Source organism: Oscillibacter sp. CAG:155 (genome assembly GCA_000436875.1).
Lineage (GTDB): Bacteria > Bacillota > Clostridia > Oscillospirales > Oscillospiraceae > Oscillibacter.
Map to the genome: position 1 here is coordinate 3,022 of FR890940.1, position 20,318 is coordinate 23,339.

Below are 20,318 nucleotides of genomic sequence, written 5' to 3' on the forward strand. Positions count from 1 at the left end.
TTACGGGTTTTCGTCCATCCCCGGTTTTGGAAGTGACGGACTTCCCACCCGGACGGACCGGAAAAACGCGGCGCTCTTCCACACCAGCACCAGTTCCGCCACCATGCAGCCCACCAGCATCAGCGCCGCGATCAGGGCCACCAGCAAAAAGAGAAGGACTCCCGAGGCGGACCGAAGCACCGCCAGCATGGCGAGCAGACACACCAGGATCGCCCCCGCGCTTGCCAGCGTAAACACGCGCAGCAGCCGCCAGTCTTCCGCCAGGCGCAGCGGTACGGGTGTGGGCCGGTCCTCGAAACCCGCGCCGGGAAGCTGAGGAAACACACTTTCCTCCAGTTCCGCCGCCATGGCACCATAGAAGAAACACCGGGCCGCCATCTCCACCGCCACGAGACCTACGACCACCAGCAGCAATCCCGCCACGACGCCGCCGGGCAGGGTGGTGCCTGTATCCAGAGCATCCTCCTTCAGGGCCAAAATCACTAGGATTCCCACGCTGGCGATCTGAAGGGCCAGCTGAGTCCGCCATACCGTTCGGAACCGGCGGGACAGGGGAGAGAGCTTCCAGAACACCACCAGCAGCCCGATGGCAAGGCCAACGCTGACCACAGTGCTGATCCCATCCCATATGCCGCCCGGATTCAGCCGCTGGTCCAGCAGATTCACCACTTCGCCGCACAGCAGCAGCCAGAACAGCACCGGCAGCCACTGAGCCAGCACCGGCGCCCGCCGGGCCATGCCCTCCCGCCAACGGTTCCGGCGTTCGCCTTCCTCCGCCGTCCACCGGCAGCGGGTTTTCTCCGCCTCCTCCGGCTTGCCGCAGGATGTCCGTTCGTCACACCCTCTGCAGTCCGGGTATCCCCGGCTGCGGCAGCACGATGCCGCCCGGCAGGTGCCCCAGACCGGCATGCCCTCCGTCTCCAAACAGCCCCGGCACCCGTATCGCTGCCGGTCCTCACAGTCATCACAGTGCTTTCCGCATAGTCCAGCCATCAGGACGCCCCCTCTCCGGCAATCGTCTTTTTTTCAGTATAGCACAGGGAATTTTGCCGTTTCCTTACAAAGCGGTAACAGTCGCCCGCCTTGCAAAGCCTCCGGCAGGGTGCTACACTGGGCAAAAAGCAAAAGGAGGCCCGGTCATGTTCGATTATCTCATTCAAAACGCCCGGATTCTGGACGGCTCCGGCGGACCCGTCCGGCAGGGAGACGTGGCTCTTTCCAGCGGACACATTGCCGCGGTGGGGCAGCTCATGGACACGACGGCTGTTCAAGTCCTGGATGCCCGGGGCCGGTATCTCACTCCCGGTTTTCTGGATATCCACCGCCACGCGGATGACGCCCTCTTCCGTCCCGGCTGGGGCAGGGCGGAGCTGTGCCAGGGGCTGACCACCGTGGTCAACGGAAACTGCGGACTGTCCCTCGCTCCGGTGGACGGCCCGCACCGGCAGGAGACCCTGTCCTATCTGGCGCCCATCGTGGGCCAGCTGCCCTCCGGCAGAGAGTTTCCCACCCTGGCAGACTACCGCCATCAAGCCGCTGCCGCCCATCCGCCTCTCCACACCGGAATGCTGGTGGGAATGGGGACCCTGCGGGCCTGTGTGGCCGGGTTCCGGGATGGACCGCTGACGGAGGAGGAATACCGCCAGCTCCACACCCTGCTGGAACGGGCGCTGGAGGACGGCGCCCTGGGGGTCTCTCTGGGGCTGGGGTACGCCCCGGAGTGTTTTTATGATATGCCCGGCCTCATTCGGGCACTGGAACCCCTGCGGGATTCCGGTGTTCCTATCACCGTCCACATGCGGCAGGAGGGAGACGGCGTGGTGGATGCCCTCTCGGAGATGCTCACCGTGGCCCGCAGTCTCCGGACTCCGGTGGAGATCAGCCACCTGAAAGCCATCGGCCGCCGCAACTGGCGCTGGGCGGTGCCGGAGATGCTGAGGATGCTGGAACAGGCCCGGCAGGAGGGACTGGACATTGCCTGCGACGTCTATCCCTATCCGGCAGGCTCCACCCAGCTGATCCACGTGCTGCCGCCGGAGTTCCAGGCCGGCGGCATAGACGCCCTGACGGCATCCCTCCAGACCCCGGAGAAGCGGGCGACCATGCGGAGGCGGATGGAGACGGGAACGGATTTTGAGAACATCTCTCTGCTGGTGGGCTTCGAGAACATCCTGCCCACCTCCCTCCATGACCCCGCAGACCGGCCCTGGGAGGGAATCTCCCTGGCGGACCTGGCACACCGGCAGGGGGGAGACCCCTATGACGTGCTCTTTGATCTGCTGGCCCGGGAGCACTGCGCCGCCTCCATGATCGACCGCATCACCGACCAGGCGGACATCGACGACATTCTCCGTGCCCCATTCTCCTCGGTGATCTCCGACGCCACCTATCCCGTGGGGGGACTGCTGCATCCCCGGGTGTACGGCACCTTCCCCAGGGTTCTGGAATCCTACGTCCGGGAACGGCATGTGCTGACCCTGCCGGAGGCCGTCCACAAAATGACCCGCCTCCCGGCGGACCGGCTGGGCCTTATCCAAAAGGGACGTATCCAGGTGGGCGCCGACGCGGACCTATGCCTCTTCGACCTGGCACAGATCCAGGAGCGTGGAACCTGGCAGGACCCGGAGCAGCTGGCCGCCGGCATGGACTATGTGTTCGTGGCGGGCGTCCCCGCCATTGCGGAGGGCCATTTCACCGGGGCACGGAACGGGACCATTCTTTGAAACGGCAATTTCCCCCGCCGCAAAGACTCTTGGCGTGACAAAAATTAACCTCCCGGCGTACAATGGAGCCAGCAAAGGAGGCCCACCTATGAATGATATCGGCAAGAACATCCGCTTTTTGCGGACGCGGAAGAAACTCAGTCAGGACCAGCTGGCAGAGACCCTCCACGTCACCCGGCAGACTGTCTCCAACTATGAGACGGGCCGATCCCGGCCGGACGTGGAAATGCTGACTACACTGGCTGCGGCACTGGACGCGGACGTCAAGGAGATCCTCTATGCCCCGGCAGACCGGGAGGCCCACGTCCGGCGTCTGCGGCGGCTGGTGGCCAGTGCAGTGGTGGCGGCCCTGTTGGGTATTCTGGAGACCGCCGGTCTGGCGTGGGGACGGCAGCTGATGCAGAAATCTTACATCCCATCCGTCAGCTATCTGGTGGTCTACTTCGTGCATCCCCTGTTCTATCTTCTGCTGGGATGGACCCTGGCCCGGGGGTGTCTGGTCCTGCTGCGGGCAGATCACCTGGACCGCCGGTGGGCGGTGCGGGGCCGATGGGTCCTCCTGGCGATAATGGCCGTGTGGCTGATGGTCATGGCTCCCTTTTTCCTCTATCTGGCGAGTGCATCATTCCAGATGCTGTATGCCTTCTACTCTCATCAGTCTCTCTCCCAGGGCTCCGGCTTTTCACCCAATGTCATTCAGCTGTCCGTCTACCGTCATCCCAAGGCAATAGCCTGGGGGTACCTGCTGTGGGGTTGTTTTCTGAGACTTCTGGGCCTGCCCTCCCTCCGGTCGCTCAGAAACTTCAAAAGAAAAACAGCGGGAAAAAGTGATTCCCCGGAGTAATTCTCCGGGGAATTTTTGCGTTTTGTATTGCAAACTCCCCACCGCAACTGACAGTTGCACCATTGACAAGACCCCTTGGTGGACATTTTTCCGCCGCTCTGGTATCATGGTTCCAGAAAAATCGGAGGGAGGCGGACCCATTGACCATGGGGCAGCGGATTGTGCGGCTGCGCACACAGGCGGGACTTTCCCAGGACGCCCTGGCGGAACAGCTGGGTGTCTCCAGGCAGTCCGTCAGCAAGTGGGAGACGGACGGGAGCGTCCCGGACCTGGACAGATTGGTAAAGCTCTCGAAGGTGTTCGGCGTCACGCTGGACGAGCTGGTGAAAGGAGAGACCGGGCAGTTCCCGGAGCCGGAGGCCCATGGTGCCTCTGCTTCTGCACCGGAAGGAAGTCAGCCCGCCGCGGCCCCTGCGGCAGAACTCTTGCGGCTCCACCGGCAGAAGCTGGCGGGTATTCTGCTCATGGTGATCTCCCTGGCGGTGACCCTGCTGAACTTTGCCCTGTTTTTTATCACACTGCCGGTTTTTGCAGCAGGTGTGCTGTGCCTGCTGGTGCGGCGGCGGCTGGGACTTGCCATCGGGTGGACGCTGTGGATCTTTGCTCTGTTCATCACCCGATCTGCCACCAGCGTCAGCATGAGCCAGCTGCTGAGCCCCGGATACTGGCAGAATACGGCGCTGCTTGCACCTCTGCTGGCGCTGGTACAACTGGCAGCACTGGTACTTCTGGCCTGGAGAACGCTGCGCAATCCGCCGGGACTGAAGGCCTGCTGGACCATCTGGCTGGGGCTGCTGGCCGCGCTGTGGCTGCCGACGCTGTGGATTTTATCCGTTCCCCGGCTCCAGCCCCTGTCCGCCGGTGAGGTGCTGGTCAACTTCTTCCCCCTGCTGTTTCCGGATTATTACCGCAATGCCCCGCTGGGGGCGGCACTGTGGTTGTGTTATGTGCTGGCGCTGGTGTGGCTGGTGCGGCGCACTTGGCGCGCCGCAGGAACCGCAAAAAATTGAAAAAAGCAAATCCCCGGAGGAATCCTCCGGGGATTTTTTACAAATTGTATTCGTTTCAGCCCTCTTTCCACACAAAAACCGGCATGGGCGGGTCGCCGCGGCGATTGGCCCAGCGGCAGGAGAGCACCGTAAAGCGACGCTGATCCAGCGTCTCCAGATGGGAGAGCACCGCGTCCCGCTCGTCATAGCCGTTCTCGCCGCCGTAGTAGAGGGCAATGGCCATAACACCGCCGGGCCGGAGCAGAGAAAGCCCGGCGTCGATGGCCCGAAGAGAGCTCTCCGCCCGGGTGAAGATCTTCGGGTCCCCACCCGGCAGACGGCCGAAGTTGAATACTACGCAGTCCACGGTCTCCGGCCGGACATAGCGGGCCATATTCTCATGGCTGTCCAGATACACCTCCGCCTGCAGGCCCTCCTGCTCCAGCAGCGCCTTCGTCTGAGCCACCGCCTCGGCCTGGATGTCAAAGGCCAGGACGCGGCCCGTCTCTCCCGCCAGGCGGCAGAGGAGGGCGGTATCCCGCCCCTTTCCGGCGGTGGCGTCGATGCAGAAGGCGCCGGGGTGGACGGTCTGCTGCAGGAATTCATGGACCATTCCCAGGGTATTGAGCTGCATACTTCCTCCTTAACACATCAAGCGGAAAGGAGACCCCCGGGGAGTTCCCCGGGGGTCCGTTCATATCGCCAGAAAACGCGTCCTTACTTCTTGCTCTCCGCAACAGCAACGGCCACTGCCACGGTGGCACCCTATCCCAAAACGGGCTGTTCCCGTTTTGGGAGCCCTTCCGATCGGAGCCAACCGGTCAGGCAGAGCCCGCCCGGTTCAAGGTTTCCGGCTGGGCCGGAAACGCTTGGACGCAGCAACCGCTGCGATCATGGTGGGCACGTCCCGATACTGCCGAAAACAGATACTTACTTCTTGCTCTCCGCAACGGCAACCGCCACAGCCACAGTGGCGCCCACCATGGGGTTGTTGCCCATGCCCAGGAAGCCCATCATCTCCACGTGGGCAGGCACAGAGGAGGAGCCGGCGAACTGGGCGTCGGAGTGCATACGGCCCATGGTGTCGGTCATGCCGTAGCTGGCAGGGCCGGCGGCCATGTTGTCCGGGTGCAGGGTCCGACCAGTACCGCCGCCGGAGGCCACGGAGAAATACTTCTTGCCCTGCTCGATGCACTCTTTCTTATAGGTGCCGGCCACAGGGTGCTGGAAGCGGGTGGGGTTGGTGGAGTTGCCGGTGATGGACACGTCCACGCCCTCGTGGTGCATGATGGCCACGCCCTCCCGGACGTCGTCGGCACCGTAGCAGCGGACGTCAGCTCGCTCGCCCTCGGAGTAGCGGATCTCCCGGACGATTTTCAGCTCGCTGGTGTAGTAGTCAAACTGGGTCTGGACATAGGTGAAGCCGTTGATACGGGAGATGATCTGGGCGGCGTCCTTGCCCAGGCCGTTGAGGATAACCCGCAGGGGCTCCTTCCGGGCCTTGTTGGCGTTGCGGACGATGCCGATGGCACCCTCAGCGGCGGCGAAGGACTCGTGGCCGGCCAGGAAGGCAAAGCACTTGGTCTCGTCCCGCAGCAGCATGGCGCCCAGATTGCCGTGACCCAGGCCCACCTTGCGGTCCTCAGCCACGGAGCCGGGGATGCAGAAGGCCTGGAGGCCCTCGCCAATGGCCTCGGCGGCGTCGGCGGCGGTGGCCACGTTCTTCTTCAAAGCGATGGCAGCACCCACGCAGTATGCCCAGGCGGCGTTTTCAAAGCAGATGGGCTGGATGCCCTTGACGATCTCGTAGGGGTCGAAGCCGGCGGCCTTGCAGATCTCGCGGCACTCCTCCACGCTGGAAATTCCGTACTGAGCCAGGACGGAATTGATCTTGTCGATTCTTCTCTCGTAGCTTTCAAACAGAGCCATTGGTCAATTCCTCCTTTTCTTATTCCTGACGGGGATCGATATACTTCACAGCGGCATCGAACTGACCATAGCGGCCCTTGGCGGCCTCCATGGCTTCATTGGCGTCGGTGCCCTTCTTGATGGCATCCATCATCTTGCCCAGATTGATGAACTCATAGCCGATGATCTCATCGTCCTTGTTCAGGGCGATGCGGGTGACATAGCCCTCGGCCATCTCCAGGTAGCGGGGACCCTTGGCCTTGGAGGCGAACATGGTGCCCACCTGGCTGCGAAGGCCCTTGCCCAGGTCCTCCAGAGAAGCGCCGATGGGCAGGCCGCCCTCGGAGAATGCGGTCTGGGTGCGACCGTAGACGATCTGGAGGAACAGCTCCCGCATGGCGGTGTTGATGGCGTCGCACACCAGGTCGGTGTTCAGCGCCTCCAGGATGGTCTTGCCCACCAGGATCTCGGAGGCCATGGCGGCGGAGTGGGTCATGCCGGAGCAGCCCAGAGTCTCCACCAGAGCCTCCTCAATGATGCCGTCCTTGACATTGAGGGTCAGTTTGCAGGCGCCCTGCTGAGGGGCGCACCAGCCCACACCGTGGGTGAGGCCGGAGATGTCCTTGATTTCCTTGGCCTGGACCCACTTGCCCTCCTCGGGAATGGGAGCGGGACCATGGTACGCGCCCTTGGCGACGGGGCACATGTTCTGCACTTCGGTCGAATAGATCATGTTCGTGCGTTCCTTTCTTTCCTCTTGATATCTTCTGCGGAAACTGGTCCGTTTTCCGGGCCTTCCGGATGTTTTCCACAAAATATTATATCGGCAAACGATTACCTTGTCAAGCAAACAGCAGGGTCGGAGAACGGTCCGAACCGGCCAAAATTTGGCGGCTTTTCCTGTGAAAAAAGACAAATTTTCGGGATTTGGCCCGGTCCCTCCCAGCCGGTCCCCAGGAGAAAAACGCGTCCCCGCCGCCTCCGGCGGCAGGGACGCGAATCTGGAAAATGCTTACAGGAAGTTCATCAGGTTAAAGGCCAGGATTAAGCCGGAGAACACGATGGAAACCGTGGAGCAGAGCTTGATGAGGATGTTCAAGGACGGGCCGGAGGTATCCTTGAAGGGATCGCCCACGGTGTCGCCCACGACAGCGGCCTTGTGCTGCTCGGAACCCTTACCGCCGTGGTGGCCGGACTCGATATACTTCTTGGCATTGTCCCAGGCGCCGCCGGCGTTGGACATGAACACGGCCATGGCAAAGCCGGTGACCGACACGCCGCCGAGCAATCCCACCACGCCGGTGGGACCCAGGATCAGTCCGGTGAGGATGGGGACGATGATGGCCAGCAATGCGGGCACCACCATCTCATGCAGGGCACCCTTGGTGCAAAGGGCCACGCAGGAGGCGTAATCGGGGTCGGCCTCGCCGGTCATGATGCCCTTGATCTCCCGGAACTGGCGGCGGACCTCCATCACGATGGACTGTGCCGCCTTCTGCACGGCGCTCATGGTGAAAGCAGAGAACACGAAGGTCAGCATGGCGCCCACAAACATACCCACCAGCACCGTGGGGCTGGTCAGGGTGAAGTTCAGCGTCTCGGTGGTGTTCTCCTGAACGATGTTGACGTAGGAGACCAGCAGGGCCAGGGCGGTCAGGGATGCGGAGCCGATGGCAAAGCCCTTGCCGGTGGCGGCGGTGGTGTTGCCCAGGGAATCCAGCGCGTCGGTGCGCTCCCGGACCTCCTCCGGCAGGCCGCTCATCTCGGCGATGCCGCCGGCATTGTCGGCCACGGGGCCGTAGGCGTCGGTGGCCAGGGTGATGCCCAGGGTGGAGAGCATGCCCACGCCGGCGATGCCGATGCCATAGAGGCCCTTGTTGAAGGCCTCAGTGAAGGCGCCCGCTTCATCCACGATGACGGTGGAGCCGCCGGCGGAGAAGTAGCTCACCAGTACGGCTGCCGCCACGATCAGGATGGAGGTCATGGTGGACTTGAGGCCCAGGGACAGGCCGCCGATGATGATGGTGGCGGAACCGGTCTCGGAGGCCGCCGCCAGCTCCTGGGTGGGCTTGTAGGTATCAGAGGTGTAGTACTCGGTGAAGTAGCCGATGGCACAGCCGCCGATCAGGCCGCAGAGGATGGACACATACACGCCCATGTGGCCGTCCAGGATGAAATAGGTAAGGGGAGCCGCCAGCACGGCAGAGAGCACAGCAGCGGTATAGGTACCGGTGCGCAGGCTCTTGAGCAGGGACTGCTGGGTTGCATCCTCCCGGGTCTTGACCAGGAAGGAGCCGATGATGGAGCAGAAAATACCGCACACAGCCAGTGCCACCGGCAGCAGCAGTCCGCCCCAGCCATAGCCGCCCACAGCGCCCAGCGCGAAGGTGGCCAGAATGGAGCCCACATAGGACTCGTACAGATCGGCGCCCATGCCGGCCACGTCGCCTACGTTGTCGCCCACGTTGTCGGCGATGGTGGCGGGGTTGCGGGGGTCATCCTCGGGGATGCCGGCCTCCACCTTGCCCACCAGGTCCGCGCCCACGTCGGCGGCCTTGGTGTAGATGCCGCCGCCCACACGGGCGAACAGCGCCATAAAGGAGGCGCCCATGCCGTTCATGACCATGATGTTGCCCAACTGAACAGGGTCATTGATCCCGAAGGCATAGCGCAGCAGGAAAAACCAGACCGTGATGTCCAGCATGCCCAGACCCACCACGGTGAAGCCCATCACAGAGCCGGAGGAAAACGCCACCCGAAGGCCCTTGTTCAGGCTCTCAGAGGCGGCCTGCGCGGTGCGGGCATTGGAATTGGTGGCGATCTTCATACCGATGAAGCCCGCCAGCATGGACCAGATGCCGCCGGTGACAAAGGCAAACGGCGTAAACTTGGAGAGCATGCTGCCGTCACTGGCAAAGGCAATGATCAGCAGGATCACAAAGACCACCACAAAGACCTTCGCCACCGTGGTATACTGGTGTTTCAGGTATGCGTTGGCGCCCGCCCGGATGGAGGACGCGATCTTTTTCATCGTGTCCGTTCCCTCGGAATAACGCAGCACCCGCTTCGCCTGTGCCCAGGCAAAGAGGCCGGCTACCAGTGCACCGACGAATCCGATCCAGAATAGGTTTTCCATGTTTTCTTCACTCCTTGTTGCTTCGGCCGCTGCCGTTGGTTTGTATAAATTGTACCACATCTTCCGCATTTTGCAAGCAATAGTTAAGCGTTTTACCGATATCAAATCAGCGGTTTCTGCAAGTATACACTTTTCAATGAAAATATTTGCCTCTTTCCTGTCGCCGGGCGCAAAAAAGCCTGTCCAAACTTCTTCGGACAGGCTGGCAGGATGAACCGCGGCCGAGCATGTCAGCCGCGCCTCCTGATTTTATTCAGTATACCAGCTGAAACTGGGTAAAGACCCACCGGTCCTCCACCCACTGATAGGGGAAGGCATAACACTCCACGCCGGTGACCTCCCTGCGGTCGCCGTCCAGCAGGTCCACCGTCACATTGACGGCATACGATGTCTCGTTCTCCTGCTTGACCTGCGCATTGACCCCACCCTTGTAGGGGTCTTTTTCCCGGCCACTGTTGGCGCGCACATACAGGGTGCCGTCCACCTCCCGGTACAGGGGGCGGCTGCCGCCGGTCTCCAGCAGCTGGTCGGTCACTTCCTCGGAAAACAGGCCCCGCAGATAGGTCCGCAGTTCCAGCATGGTGGACATGCCCTGTCGGTCCACCGGCAGATAGGACCCGCCGTCCAGTTCCACCGCTGTTCCCGCCGCAGGCAGCGGCGTCAGGTCAAACCAGCTGTAGGCCTCCACCGCCTGGTCATAGGCGGCGAGCACCTCTTCCACGGTCAGAGAGCGGGCCTCTTTTTCCGTCTGCTCCGCCGTCATGGCTCCGTCTGCCTCCACAGTTTCCGCCTGCTCAAGCCCTGCCGACGGTACAGTTTCCTTCGCGCTTCCACTGCCGCATCCACTCAGCAGCAGGACGATCAACAGCGCCGCCAGACATCTCTCCTTCATCTCGGCTCTCCCCTTCCACAACCAGGGCATATTCCGCTGTGCAGAATCCTCTCTCCTAGGTTCACTGTATCATACATTACCAGAAAAATCCACGAATTTTTTGCTTTTCCGACGCCGGATATAAAAAAACCGCCGGCACAGGCCGGCGGGGCTTCCGGGCTGCGCTGCCCGGGCTCCACATCTATCGTCAGCAGGGCGCTCCCTCCGGAGGTTCCTGCTGACAGGGTAAAAAGAAAAAGCCCACGTCCCTCAGACGCGGCTTCTGCTTTTCATCCGTTGGCGTTTTTTGTTACCGCTCGCTGCGGGTCCAGCTGCTGTCGGGGAAGATCAGATCATCCACGTCGCCGCCTGTATACAAAACCTTCATTCTCGCATCCTCCTTTCCTGTTTGATTGCATTCATTGTAGCACCGTTTTTCCCCGTTTGCAAGTCGTTTTTGGTTGTATTATATAAACTATTTGTTAACTTTTTGTATAATCTGCACGTTTTCTCTTGCCGCCCTCACCAAGGGTACTTTGAGGCGCTGTCGAAATTACGGAAACCCGTGGAATTTTCAGCTGTTTTTACAAGCTCTTTGTCTATTTTTTTCCTCGCGCGGTTCCGTCTTCTTATGGTATAATAAGGTTTCTAGTGTGGGACACTTTGTTTTCCCGCGGAGGCGCACGGACCGCGGGATATATTTTTGAAGGCAGAGGAGGCCATCCATGGCAGCGCATCCCCGAAAACACCGTCCGCCGCGGGCTGGCCGTGCCCTGCTGCTGGCGGCCATTTTGCTGGCCGTTTTTCTCTGGTGGGACAACACCTCCCTGCAGGTGACTGAAGCTGATCCCTCATTTTCCGATCTGCCGGCAGGGTTTGACGGCTGCCGCATCGCTGTGCTCAGCGATCTCCACAGTGCCAGCTTCGGCCCGGAGAACGAGACGCTTTTCCGCACCGTGGCGGAACAAAAACCTGACTATATTTTCTTTCTGGGGGATCTGGAAGATCAATACCGGGGGCGGAAACCGGAATATGTGACCGAGCTGGCGGACGGTCTGAGCGCCATCGCCCCCACGTATTATGTCACCGGCAACCACGAGTGGGCCATCGGCGACGTCCCGGAGCTGAAGGAGACCCTCACCGCCCACGGGGTGACCGTGCTCTCCAATCAGTTTGTCACGCTGGAGCGCAATGGGGACTCCGTGGTACTGGCCGGCATTGACGATCCCAACGGCTACGCCGATCAGAAAACGCCGGAGGAGCTGGCGGCGGAGATCTACGCCGCCTGCGGCGATCCCTTCTGGATGCTGCTGGCCCACCGGAACAACCGCTTTTCCAGTCAGTACAGCAAGCTGGGGGCAGATCTGGTGTTTTCCGGCCATGCCCACGGCGGTCTGATCCGCCTGCCCTTTACGGACGGGCTCTTCTCCCATGACTGGGATCTGCTCCCATCCCATACGGCGGGGCTGTATGAGGAAAACGGCTCCTGCCTCTTCGTCACCCGGGGCCTGGGCAACTCCGGTGCCACGTTCCGGCTCTTTAACCGGCCGGAGGTGGCCATGGTCACACTGCACCGGGCCTGAAGCACGCCGCGGTTTCGGAGCTTTTCGCTGATTCAGGTTTGCAGGCACACGCAGGTGCCTGTGGGAACAACTGCAAAAGAGGATCTTTCATGACAGAATTTCACGCCGGACAATTTGATATTGCCGTCATCGGCGCCGGCCATGCCGGTATCGAGGCGGCGCTGGCGGCCGCCCGGCTGGGGCTGCGGACCATTGTGTTCACCATCAACCTGGACGCGGTGGGCAATATGCCCTGCAATCCCGCCATCGGCGGCACCGGCAAGGGCCATCTGGTCCGGGAGCTGGACGCCCTGGGAGGTGAGATGGCAAAGGCCGCCGACGAGTGCTGCATCCAGTATCGCCTTTTGAACAAGGGCAAAGGCCCCGCCGTGTGGTCTCTCCGGGCCCAGGCGGACCGCCGGAAGTACCAGGAGCGGATGAAGCACACCCTGGAACTTCAGGAAAACCTGACCGTCCGCCAGGGTGAGGTGGTGGAGATCCGGACGGAGCAGGACGCCGTCAGCGCCGTGGTGCTCTCCACCGGAGCGGTGTTTGATGTGAAGGCCGTCATCCTCGCCACCGGCACCTATCTCTCTGGCCGCACCATCATCGGCGAGTGCGTGGAGTCCTCCGGCCCCGACGGGATGCATCCCGCTCTGCGCCTGACGGACTCCCTGCTGGCGCTGGGACTTCCCCTGCGGCGGTTCAAGACCGGCACGCCCCCGCGGGTCAATGCCCGCAGCGTGGACTATGACGAGATGGAGCTCCAGCCCGGCGACGCGCTGCCGGTTCCGTTCTCCTACTCCACTGCCGATCCGCCGGAAAACCGGGCCGTGTGCTGGCTGACCTGGACCACGGAGGAGACCAAGCGCATCGTCCAGGAGAATTTGGACCGGGCCCCCATGTACTCCGGCCTGATCGAAGGCGTGGGCCCCCGGTATTGCCCGTCCTTTGAGACCAAGATCGTCCGTTTTCCGGACAAGCTCCGCCACCAGCTCTTTGTAGAACCCATGGGGCTCAACACGGAGGAACTGTACATCCAGGGCTTCTCCTCCTCCATGCCGGAGGAGGTGCAGCTGCAAATGCTCCACAGCGTGCCGGGCCTCACCCACGCGGAGATGACCCGCCCCGCCTATGCCATCGAGTACGACTGCATCGACCCCCTGGCCCTCAAGCCCACGCTGGAGACCAAGGCGGTCTCCGGTCTGTACGGCGCCGGCCAGTTCAACGGCTCCTCCGGCTATGAGGAGGCGGCGGTCCAGGGTTTTGTGGCCGGCGTCAATGCCGCCCGGAAGCTGCGGGGGGAGGGGGACTTCGTCCTCTCCCGGAGTGAGAGCTACATCGGCACCCTCATCGACGATCTGGTGACCAAGGGCACCAACGAGCCCTACCGCATCATGACCTCCCGCAGCGAGTACCGCCTTTTGCTGCGCCAGGACAACGCCGACCAGCGGCTCACCCGCCGGGGCTATGAGATCGGCCTGGTATCGGAGGAGCGGCTGCGGGCCGTAGAGGAGAAGTACGATGCGGTGGACCGTGAGATTCGCCGCCTGACCCATACCGGTGCCTCGCCCTCGCCCGCTCTGTCCGCGTTTCTGGCCCAGCGGGGCACCGCGGACGTCACCGACGGCTGTCCTCTGGTGGCGCTGCTGCGCCGCCCCCAGCTCCATTATGACGATCTGGCCCCCTTTGACCCCACCCGTCCGGACCTGCCGGCGGACGTACGGGAACAGGTGGAGATCCGGGTAAAGTACGAGGGCTATATTCAGCGCCAGCAAAAGCAGGTGGAGGAGTTCCGCCGCATGGAGTCCCACCGCCTGCCCCCCGGACTGGACTACGCCTCCATCCAGGGGCTGCGTCTGGAAGCCCGGGAAAAACTCTCCGCCGTGCAGCCGCTGGATCTGGGCCAGGCGGCCCGCATCTCCGGCGTGAGCCCGGCAGACATTGCCGCGCTGATGATCTATCTGGAGCACTGAGGCTCCGCACCGGTTTTCTCATTTCAAAAGTTCGCCGTTCCGGGGAGTCCCCGCCGGCGGTTCAATTTCCATCACTCCACAAGGAAGGTATTGCGCCATGATCATTGACCTGACCCACACCATCACGCCGGACACCTTCGTCTATCCCGGCACCCCTGCTCCCGCGTTCTCCCCCACCCGCACCATCACCCACGACGGCGCCCGGGAGACCCTGCTGCAGGTGGGCTCCCACACCGGCACCCACATGGACGCCCCCCGTCACATCCTGCCGGACGGCTTTGGGCTGGACAAGCTGCCCGCCTCTCAGTTCTGCGGCCGGGCCGCTGTGCTGGATGTGTCCCATCTGGGCACCGGCGGGATCGTCACCGCCGATTTCCTCCAGGCGCAAAACGGCTTTCTCCGCACGGCGGACTATGTCCTGCTCTACACCGGCTGGGAGAAGAAATGGGACACCCCCGCTTTCCTGGATGAGCCCTTTCCCATCCTGGACGAGGAGGCGGCCCGGTATCTGGTCCGCTGCGGCCTCAAGGGCGTGGGTACCGATGCCATCAGCGTGGACGCCCTGGTGAACAAGGAGTTCTCCGCCCACCATGTCCTGCTGGAGGGCGGCCTCGTGATCGTGGAAAATCTGTGCCTGCGCAAGCTGGTGGGCCGCAAGGACATCATGTTCTTTGCCCTGCCGCTGAAATTTGCTGACGCGGACGGTGCACCGGTCCGCGCCATTGCCGAGTTCCGGGACTTCCCGGAGCCGGAGGAAAAGGAGATGGACGCGCAATGAGGAAGTTCCTGGCCATCCTGGTGTGCAAGCTGGGTCATGCCGTAGGTTCCCTGGTGGGCAAGGGGAGCTCCCTGCCCGGCAAGTACGCGCTGAAGATCTGCCCGGACATTCTGGCCCGGGTGCAGCTGCCTCCCCGCATCATCGCCGTCACCGGCAGCAACGGCAAGACCTCCACGGTGGAGATGATCGCCGCCATCCTGCGGGCCGGCGGCAAGAGCGTGGTGTACAATGAGGAGGGCTCCAATCAGATTGAGGGTGTCACCACGGCGGTACTGACCCACGCCACCCTGGGCGGCCGTGTCCGGGCCGACGTACTGCTCATCGAGTCCGACGAGCGCTACGCCGCCCACAGCTTCCGTTACTTCCACCCCTCGGAGTTCGTCATCACCAACCTCTACCGGGACCAGCTGACCCGCAACGGCCATCCGGAGTGGGTGTATGACGCCATTTTGCCGGCCATCCATCCGGACACGGAGCTGCTGCTCAACGCGGACGATCCGCTCTCCAGCTGCTTTGCCAATGGCCACGAAAAAGTCCAGTGGTTCGGTCTGGACCACTGCTCCTTCGACACGGATGCCCCCACCGGCGTCTACCACGACGGGGCCTACTGCCCGGTGTGCAAGGCGCCCATGGAATATGACTTCGTCCACTACAACCACATCGGCTCCTATCACTGCACCCGCTGCGGACACCGCCGTCCCGCCACCGACTATACCGTGACGGCTGTGGATCTCGCCCAGGGACGGCTCACCATTGACAATGCCGTCACCATCCAGCTGGCTTTCCGCAGCATCTACAACGTCTATAACATCCTGGCGGCCTACGCGGTCTGCCGCCGGGTTGGCATCGCCGCCGACACCATTGCCGGCGTCATCAACAACTATATCCTGAAAAACGGCCGGATGCAGCGTTTCACCCTGGGCGCCCATCACGGGACGCTGCTCACCAGCAAGCACGAAAACTCCATCGCCTACGATACGAACCTACGCTATATCCGGGGCGAGCAGTCCCCCTGCACCGTGCTGGTGATCGTGGACGCGGTGAGCCGGAAGTACTTCACCAGCGAGACCAGCTGGCTGTGGGACATCGACTTTGACCAGCTCAACTGCCCCCAGGTCCAGCGGGTCATCCTCTCCGGCCGGTACTGCAACGATCTGGCGGAGCGGTTCTCCTTCACCGCGCTGCCGGCAGAGAAGTGGTCCGTTCAGCCGGATATTGCCGCCGCTGCAAAGGAACTGGCAGAAAGCGGCAGTGAGGATGTGTACGTGGTGACCTGCTTCTCGGACCGGGACAAGATCCTGGCCCATGTGGAAAAGGAGGACGTGTGAAATGGAACTGCGTCTGATTCATTTCTATCCCGATCTGATGGGGCTCTACGGCAGCTATGCCAACGTGTCCGTCCTCAAGCGCAGCCTGGAGGGCCTGGGCAACACCGTCATCGTGGAGACGGTGCTGCCGGGTCAGGAGGCGGCCCTGGAGGGCGCTGACTTCCTCTACATGGGCGCCGGTACGGAGCGCAGCCAGCTGGCGGCGCTGGCGGACTTTACCCGCTATGGCAGCACCGTGTGCGCCCTGGCAGGGGAGGGGACCGCCATGCTCTTTGCAGGCACTGCCATGGAGCTTCTGGGCAAGACGATTACCGATGCAAGCGGGAAGGAACACCCCGGCATTGCACTGGCGGACTTTACCGCGGTACAGGGAACACGGCGCATCGTAGGCGATGTCTACGGTAAAACGGACCTCTATCCGCAGGCCGTGGTGGGCTTTATAAATAAGTGTGCCGTGATCTCCGGCGTCAAGACGCCGCTGCTGACCAGCCTGGGATTGGGTTTCGGCAACGAGGCGGCCCTGGGGGCCGAGGGCTTCCACTGGAAAAACGTGTTTGCCTCGGAGCTGACCGGTCCCATCCTGGTAAAGAATCCCCGGATGCTGGATGCGGTGATCGCCGCCATCTACCAGCACCGGAACACACCGCTGCCCCAGGAGCGGCCCACGGATTCCTGGGCGGAATCGGGCTATGCCATTACGGAGGAGCAGCTGCGGCTGCGCTGCCAGGGCAATCGGAAATAATCCGCAAAGCGCCTCTCTGAACACTGAAGTTCTTGTGTTCGGAGAGGCGCTTTTTTCGTTGGAATGGATTCATTTGAAAAAATACGGGAGCCAGCCTAGATTCGGCTGGCTCCCGTGCTTTTTTGCCCCGGAACTTATTCCGTATCGCTGAGGATCTCCTTGTGGGTATCCACCACCCGGATGTTGAAGTCTTCCACATCCATGGTGCCCGGGTTCTCCTGGACCTGCAGGATCCAGGGAGAGATATAGGCGGTCTTGAGTTCCTTGCCGCCCACAGTGACCTTGCAGTAGGGGCTGAAGTTCTCGCCGTTGATATACCACGCATCCATGCCGTGGGTCACGGAGCGGATGGTGATGGGCGCCATGCCCATCTTCATATCCGTGGGCTCATAGGGGGACTCCCCGTCATAGAGGTACTTCTGGCCGTACAGCACATCATATTGCAGTGTCCACAGGCCGTTCCAGTACGTGCTCTCGTCCCGGCAGAACTGCTGGTACTGATTCATCACGCCGTTGGTAATGCCCAGACGGCCCAGCACAGCGGCGGAGAGCTGATAGGCGGTCAGGTTTTCATCCTGCTTTTCCAGGCCGAAGTTATCCCAGATGACATAGCGGGTACGGTAGAGCGTACCGGACTTCATGTCACTGGCCTCCAGATTCAGCGCAGGCAGATGGTCGCCATAGAGCACCAGAACAGTCTTTTCATCCCGCTGGGACAGTTCATCCGTCAGCGTCTTGATAAACTCGTCCATCTCGTGGACCTGATTGACGTAATACTCGATGGCGTAGTGATACTCCTCATCCGGGCAGGACTGCACCGTAATGACCGGGTCCTCCAGTACCTGCTCCGTGGGATACTTGCCATGGCCCTGCACGGAAACAGTAAACACCAGATCCGACTGGTCCTCCGTCACATCCAGCGCCTTGATAATCTGGTCGGTGAGGATGCTGTCCTTGGCCCAGTTCTTGGGGGTCCGCTCCGCTTTGGGCATATATTCGATGGAGGTAAAGTCATCAAAGCCCAGATTGGCGTACACGTCGTTGCGGTTATAGAACGCAGCGCGGTGGTTGTGGATCGCGTGAGTGGCGTATCCGTTTTCCTTCAGGTCATAGGCCACGGACTCCACTGTCCGGTCCATCAGCCGGGTCTGGTAGGGGTACTCGCCGGGGCCAAAGAGCTTGGTGCTCATGCCGGTCAGGACTTCGCACTCGGTATTGGCGGTGCCGGCGCCCACAACGGGCACCGTCAGATAGCCGGAGGAATACTCCTCCGTCAGCTTTGTCCAGGTGGGAACCGCATCCTCAGACAGCTGCAGGTCCGTGATCTCCTTGGGGTCGATGAAAGACTCCAGCTGCACATAGATGACGTTGACATCCGTCTGCGGGTCGGCATTGACCTCGGCAGCGCCGGCCTCGGCTTCCTGGCGGAGTTTCTGCACCGACTCGGCGCTGTAATTTTCCGGGCGGCGGATGCCCTTGTTCAGCCAGGTCTGCAAGAAGCAGTAAGAAAAGCCATAATCCTCATAGGCAAACGCCAGGTTCGCAAAGGTGTTGGAGAGGTACCCCAGCCGGAAGGCCAGCGCCCAGCTGCCGCCCAACAGGCCGCCGCACAGCACCACTGCCAGCAGGCCTGCAGCCATCCGGTGGCGCAGGGGATAGTCGTTGCGGGGGCCTTTCCAGAACAGCAGGATCAATCCCACCACCAGAATCACCAGTGCCACGGCCAGCATCACGATGTATTTGGTGGACAGGTAGTTGGGCAGGGTATCCAAACCGGTGTTGAATACGGTCAGGTCCGCCACGGTAAAGGGCGTCATACGGCTGAGCAGAATGAATCCGTTGACTGCGCCGCCCACGATCCAGATAAATGAGATCAGGGCGCACCAAAAGACCCGTCTGCGCAGAAACAGCGCCGGAGAAAGTGTTGCCAGCACCAGTGCCACATTGACAACCACAGCCAGGGGATTTCCCCCCACGAACTCCAAAAACGAGTCCGCCCCATCGGTAAACGTCTTGTGGTTGAACAGTTCCACCACCAGCGTCAATACCACCGCCAGCAAAAAGATATACAGGAACGCCCTGCGTTCCTGCGGATGCCCGGCATCCGGGGCAGCGGGGGATTTCTGTGCAAGTTTCATGGTAGGGTATACTCCTTTTCTGTATTTCGTTCCAATCTTCCAGGTTTCCAATGTTCCAATTAGAGATTGATTATAGACCTTTGTTGTGAATGATTCTACCGGTTTCTAACTTTTTCTTTCGTTATTTTTTACAAACTTTCACAGAACTCCCGCTGTATTCACCCTATTTTCCCTAAGTTTCGTCTTTTTATACAGCTTTTGACGCGAATTTCCCGCATCTTTTGTTCCGACGCAACGGCGTCAAAAAAGGACCACGGGGAAAACCCGTGGTCCTTTTATTCAGGGGGGAGAGACTCTTATTCAGAGTACATGGCCTTCAGCTTCAGCAGGTGCTGATAGCGGTCCATGGCGCTCTTCTCGTTCCGCGCGAACAGATCAGAGGCACGGTCGGGGAACTCGCGAGTCAGACGGCTGTAGCGAGCCTCGTTCATCAGGAACTCCTGATAACCGCCGGCAGGCTCCTTGGAATCCAGGGTGAACTTGCCGCCCTTATCGTCGGGCTGGAAGCGGAACAGGTTCCAATAGCCGCATTCCACAGCGCGCTTCATTTCCTTCTGGCAGTTCATCATGCCGCCCTTGATGGAGTGCATCTCGCAGGGAGCATAGCCGATGATCAGGGACGGGCCGTGATAGGCCTCGGCCTCCTGGATGGCCTTCAGGGTCTGAGCGGGGTTGGCGCCCATGGCCACCTGAGCCACATAGATGTAGCCGTAGCTCATGGCGATCTCCGCCAGGGACTTCTTCTTGATCTCCTTACCGGCCGCAGCGAACTGTGCCACCTGGCCGATGTTGGAGGCCTTGGAAGCCTGTCCGCCGGTGTTGGAGTAAACCTCGGTATCGAAGACGAAGATGTTCACATCGTTGCCGGAGGCCAGGACGTGATCCACGCCGCCGAAGCCGATGTCGTACGCCCAGCCGTCACCGCCGAAGATCCACATGGACTTCTTGCCCAGATACTCCTTGTCAGCCAGGATCTCCTTGCTGAACCGGCAGTCGGGATCGGCTTCCAGCAGAGGCAGCAGCTTGGCAATGGCAGCCTTGTTGGCCTCATAGTCCTCCATGGTGGCCAGATACTCCTCGCAGGCAGCCTTCTTCTCAGCGCTCTCAGTCACGCCGGCCAGCTCCTTGATCTTGCCGGCCAGACGCTCGCGGGTGGCCTGCTGACCCAGGAACATGCCCAGGCCGTGCTCGGCGTTATCCTCGAACAGGGAGTTGGACCAAGCGGGGCCGTGGCCTTCCTTATTGGTGCAGTAAGGAGAGGTAGCGGCAGGGCCGGCCCAGGTGGGGGAGGAGCCGGGGGCGGTGGGGGTGTATCAATGAGTG

Annotated in this window: 15 protein-coding genes and 1 pseudogene; 8 read left to right on the forward strand and 8 right to left on the reverse strand. The window is 61.6% G+C overall.

Going from position 1 to position 20,318, the window contains the following annotated elements; translation table 11 throughout:
- Complete coding sequence (locus QZL67_RS08030) at window positions 1–993, reverse strand: DUF3795 domain-containing protein (protein ID WP_022290207.1); 993 nt, start codon at window positions 991–993, stop codon at window positions 1–3.
- A 146-nt stretch (window positions 994–1,139) separates the two neighbouring features.
- On the opposite strand from QZL67_RS08030, the gene QZL67_RS08035 reads away from it, so the two are divergent.
- From QZL67_RS08035 to QZL67_RS08045, 3 genes are all read left to right on the forward strand, one after another.
- Window positions 1,140–2,723 (forward strand): amidohydrolase family protein, encoded by a 1,584-nt coding sequence (locus QZL67_RS08035; RefSeq protein ID WP_022290208.1) that lies wholly within the window; start codon window positions 1,140–1,142, stop codon window positions 2,721–2,723.
- 88 nt (window positions 2,724–2,811) lie between these two features.
- Window positions 2,812–3,567 (forward strand): helix-turn-helix domain-containing protein, encoded by a 756-nt coding sequence (locus tag QZL67_RS08040; protein WP_022290209.1) that lies wholly within the window; start codon window positions 2,812–2,814, stop codon window positions 3,565–3,567.
- 146 nt (window positions 3,568–3,713) lie between these two features.
- Window positions 3,714–4,577: a helix-turn-helix domain-containing protein gene (locus tag QZL67_RS08045; RefSeq protein WP_292920140.1), complete on the forward strand. Its 864-nt coding sequence runs from the start codon at window positions 3,714–3,716 to the stop codon at window positions 4,575–4,577.
- Window positions 4,578–4,632: 55 nt separating this feature from the next.
- Here QZL67_RS08045 and QZL67_RS08050 read toward each other — a convergent pair whose 3' ends face one another.
- From QZL67_RS08050 to QZL67_RS08070, 5 genes are all read right to left on the reverse strand, one after another.
- Complete coding sequence (locus QZL67_RS08050; RefSeq protein ID WP_022290211.1) at window positions 4,633–5,190, reverse strand: class I SAM-dependent methyltransferase; 558 nt, start codon at window positions 5,188–5,190, stop codon at window positions 4,633–4,635.
- A gap of 296 nt (window positions 5,191–5,486) precedes the next feature.
- Window positions 5,487–6,485, reverse strand: a complete 999-nt coding sequence (locus tag QZL67_RS08055; protein ID WP_022290212.1) for a GGGtGRT protein — start codon at window positions 6,483–6,485, stop codon at window positions 5,487–5,489.
- Window positions 6,486–6,504: 19 nt separating this feature from the next.
- Window positions 6,505–7,197 (reverse strand): iron-sulfur cluster assembly scaffold protein, encoded by a 693-nt coding sequence (locus QZL67_RS08060; RefSeq protein ID WP_022290213.1) that lies wholly within the window; start codon window positions 7,195–7,197, stop codon window positions 6,505–6,507.
- Window positions 7,198–7,476: 279 nt separating this feature from the next.
- Window positions 7,477–9,600 carry a sodium-translocating pyrophosphatase gene (locus QZL67_RS08065; RefSeq protein WP_022290214.1) on the reverse strand — a complete coding sequence of 708 codons (2,124 nt, stop codon included), beginning with the start codon at window positions 9,598–9,600 and terminating at the stop codon, window positions 7,477–7,479.
- Window positions 9,601–9,853: 253 nt separating this feature from the next.
- Window positions 9,854–10,492 carry a hypothetical protein gene (locus tag QZL67_RS08070; RefSeq protein WP_022290215.1) on the reverse strand — a complete coding sequence of 213 codons (639 nt, stop codon included), beginning with the start codon at window positions 10,490–10,492 and terminating at the stop codon, window positions 9,854–9,856.
- Between the two features lie 704 nt (window positions 10,493–11,196).
- Here QZL67_RS08070 and QZL67_RS08075 point away from each other — a divergent pair.
- From QZL67_RS08075 to QZL67_RS08095, 5 genes are all read left to right on the forward strand, one after another.
- Window positions 11,197–12,054: a metallophosphoesterase gene (locus tag QZL67_RS08075; RefSeq protein WP_022290216.1), complete on the forward strand. Its 858-nt coding sequence runs from the start codon at window positions 11,197–11,199 to the stop codon at window positions 12,052–12,054.
- A gap of 89 nt (window positions 12,055–12,143) precedes the next feature.
- The gene (gene mnmG / locus QZL67_RS08080) at window positions 12,144–14,009 is read left to right on the forward strand and encodes a tRNA uridine-5-carboxymethylaminomethyl(34) synthesis enzyme MnmG (RefSeq protein ID WP_022290217.1); all 1,866 of its coding nucleotides are present in this window, start codon (window positions 12,144–12,146) and stop codon (window positions 14,007–14,009) included.
- 97 nt (window positions 14,010–14,106) lie between these two features.
- On the forward strand, window positions 14,107–14,787 hold the full coding sequence (locus QZL67_RS08085) for a cyclase family protein (protein ID WP_022290218.1): 681 nt from the start codon (window positions 14,107–14,109) through the stop codon (window positions 14,785–14,787).
- The gene (locus tag QZL67_RS08090) at window positions 14,784–16,115 is read left to right on the forward strand and encodes a Mur ligase family protein (protein ID WP_022290219.1); all 1,332 of its coding nucleotides are present in this window, start codon (window positions 14,784–14,786) and stop codon (window positions 16,113–16,115) included. Before QZL67_RS08085 ends, QZL67_RS08090 begins: the two co-directional genes overlap by 4 nt.
- A gap of 1 nt (window position 16,116) precedes the next feature.
- Window positions 16,117–16,857 (forward strand): hypothetical protein, encoded by a 741-nt coding sequence (locus QZL67_RS08095; RefSeq protein ID WP_022290220.1) that lies wholly within the window; start codon window positions 16,117–16,119, stop codon window positions 16,855–16,857.
- 134 nt (window positions 16,858–16,991) lie between these two features.
- On the opposite strand, the gene QZL67_RS08100 is transcribed toward QZL67_RS08095, so the two are convergent.
- Together QZL67_RS08100 and QZL67_RS08105 are read right to left on the reverse strand one after the other, a co-directional pair.
- The gene (locus QZL67_RS08100; protein WP_022290221.1) at window positions 16,992–18,995 is read right to left on the reverse strand and encodes an LTA synthase family protein; all 2,004 of its coding nucleotides are present in this window, start codon (window positions 18,993–18,995) and stop codon (window positions 16,992–16,994) included.
- A gap of 296 nt (window positions 18,996–19,291) precedes the next feature.
- A pseudogene (locus QZL67_RS08105) lies at window positions 19,292–20,296 on the reverse strand (thiamine pyrophosphate-dependent enzyme); the annotation flags it as partial.
- Window positions 20,297–20,318: the final 22 nt, after the last annotated feature.

Bases quoted from the DNA above. Each gene is read 5' to 3' on its own strand.
- QZL67_RS08070 (WP_022290215.1), bottom strand. From the start codon at position 10,492: ATGAAGGAGAGATGTCTGGCGGCGCTGTTGATCGTCCTGCTGCTGAGT.
- QZL67_RS08090 (WP_022290219.1), top strand. From the start codon at position 14,784: ATGAGGAAGTTCCTGGCCATCCTGGTGTGCAAGCTGGGTCATGCCGTA.
- QZL67_RS08085 (WP_022290218.1), top strand. From the start codon at position 14,107: ATGATCATTGACCTGACCCACACCATCACGCCGGACACCTTCGTCTAT.
- QZL67_RS08045 (WP_292920140.1), top strand. From the start codon at position 3,714: ATGGGGCAGCGGATTGTGCGGCTGCGCACACAGGCGGGACTTTCCCAG.
- QZL67_RS08060 (WP_022290213.1), bottom strand. From the start codon at position 7,197: ATGATCTATTCGACCGAAGTGCAGAACATGTGCCCCGTCGCCAAGGGC.
- QZL67_RS08075 (WP_022290216.1), top strand. From the start codon at position 11,197: ATGGCAGCGCATCCCCGAAAACACCGTCCGCCGCGGGCTGGCCGTGCC.
- QZL67_RS08095 (WP_022290220.1), top strand. From the start codon at position 16,117: ATGGAACTGCGTCTGATTCATTTCTATCCCGATCTGATGGGGCTCTAC.
- QZL67_RS08040 (WP_022290209.1), top strand. From the start codon at position 2,812: ATGAATGATATCGGCAAGAACATCCGCTTTTTGCGGACGCGGAAGAAA.
- QZL67_RS08055 (WP_022290212.1), bottom strand. From the start codon at position 6,485: ATGGCTCTGTTTGAAAGCTACGAGAGAAGAATCGACAAGATCAATTCC.
- QZL67_RS08100 (WP_022290221.1), bottom strand. From the start codon at position 18,995: ATGAAACTTGCACAGAAATCCCCCGCTGCCCCGGATGCCGGGCATCCG.
- QZL67_RS08065 (WP_022290214.1), bottom strand. From the start codon at position 9,600: ATGGAAAACCTATTCTGGATCGGATTCGTCGGTGCACTGGTAGCCGGC.
- QZL67_RS08035 (WP_022290208.1), top strand. From the start codon at position 1,140: ATGTTCGATTATCTCATTCAAAACGCCCGGATTCTGGACGGCTCCGGC.
- QZL67_RS08030 (WP_022290207.1), bottom strand. From the start codon at position 993: ATGGCTGGACTATGCGGAAAGCACTGTGATGACTGTGAGGACCGGCAG.
- QZL67_RS08050 (WP_022290211.1), bottom strand. From the start codon at position 5,190: ATGCAGCTCAATACCCTGGGAATGGTCCATGAATTCCTGCAGCAGACC.
- mnmG (WP_022290217.1), top strand. From the start codon at position 12,144: ATGACAGAATTTCACGCCGGACAATTTGATATTGCCGTCATCGGCGCC.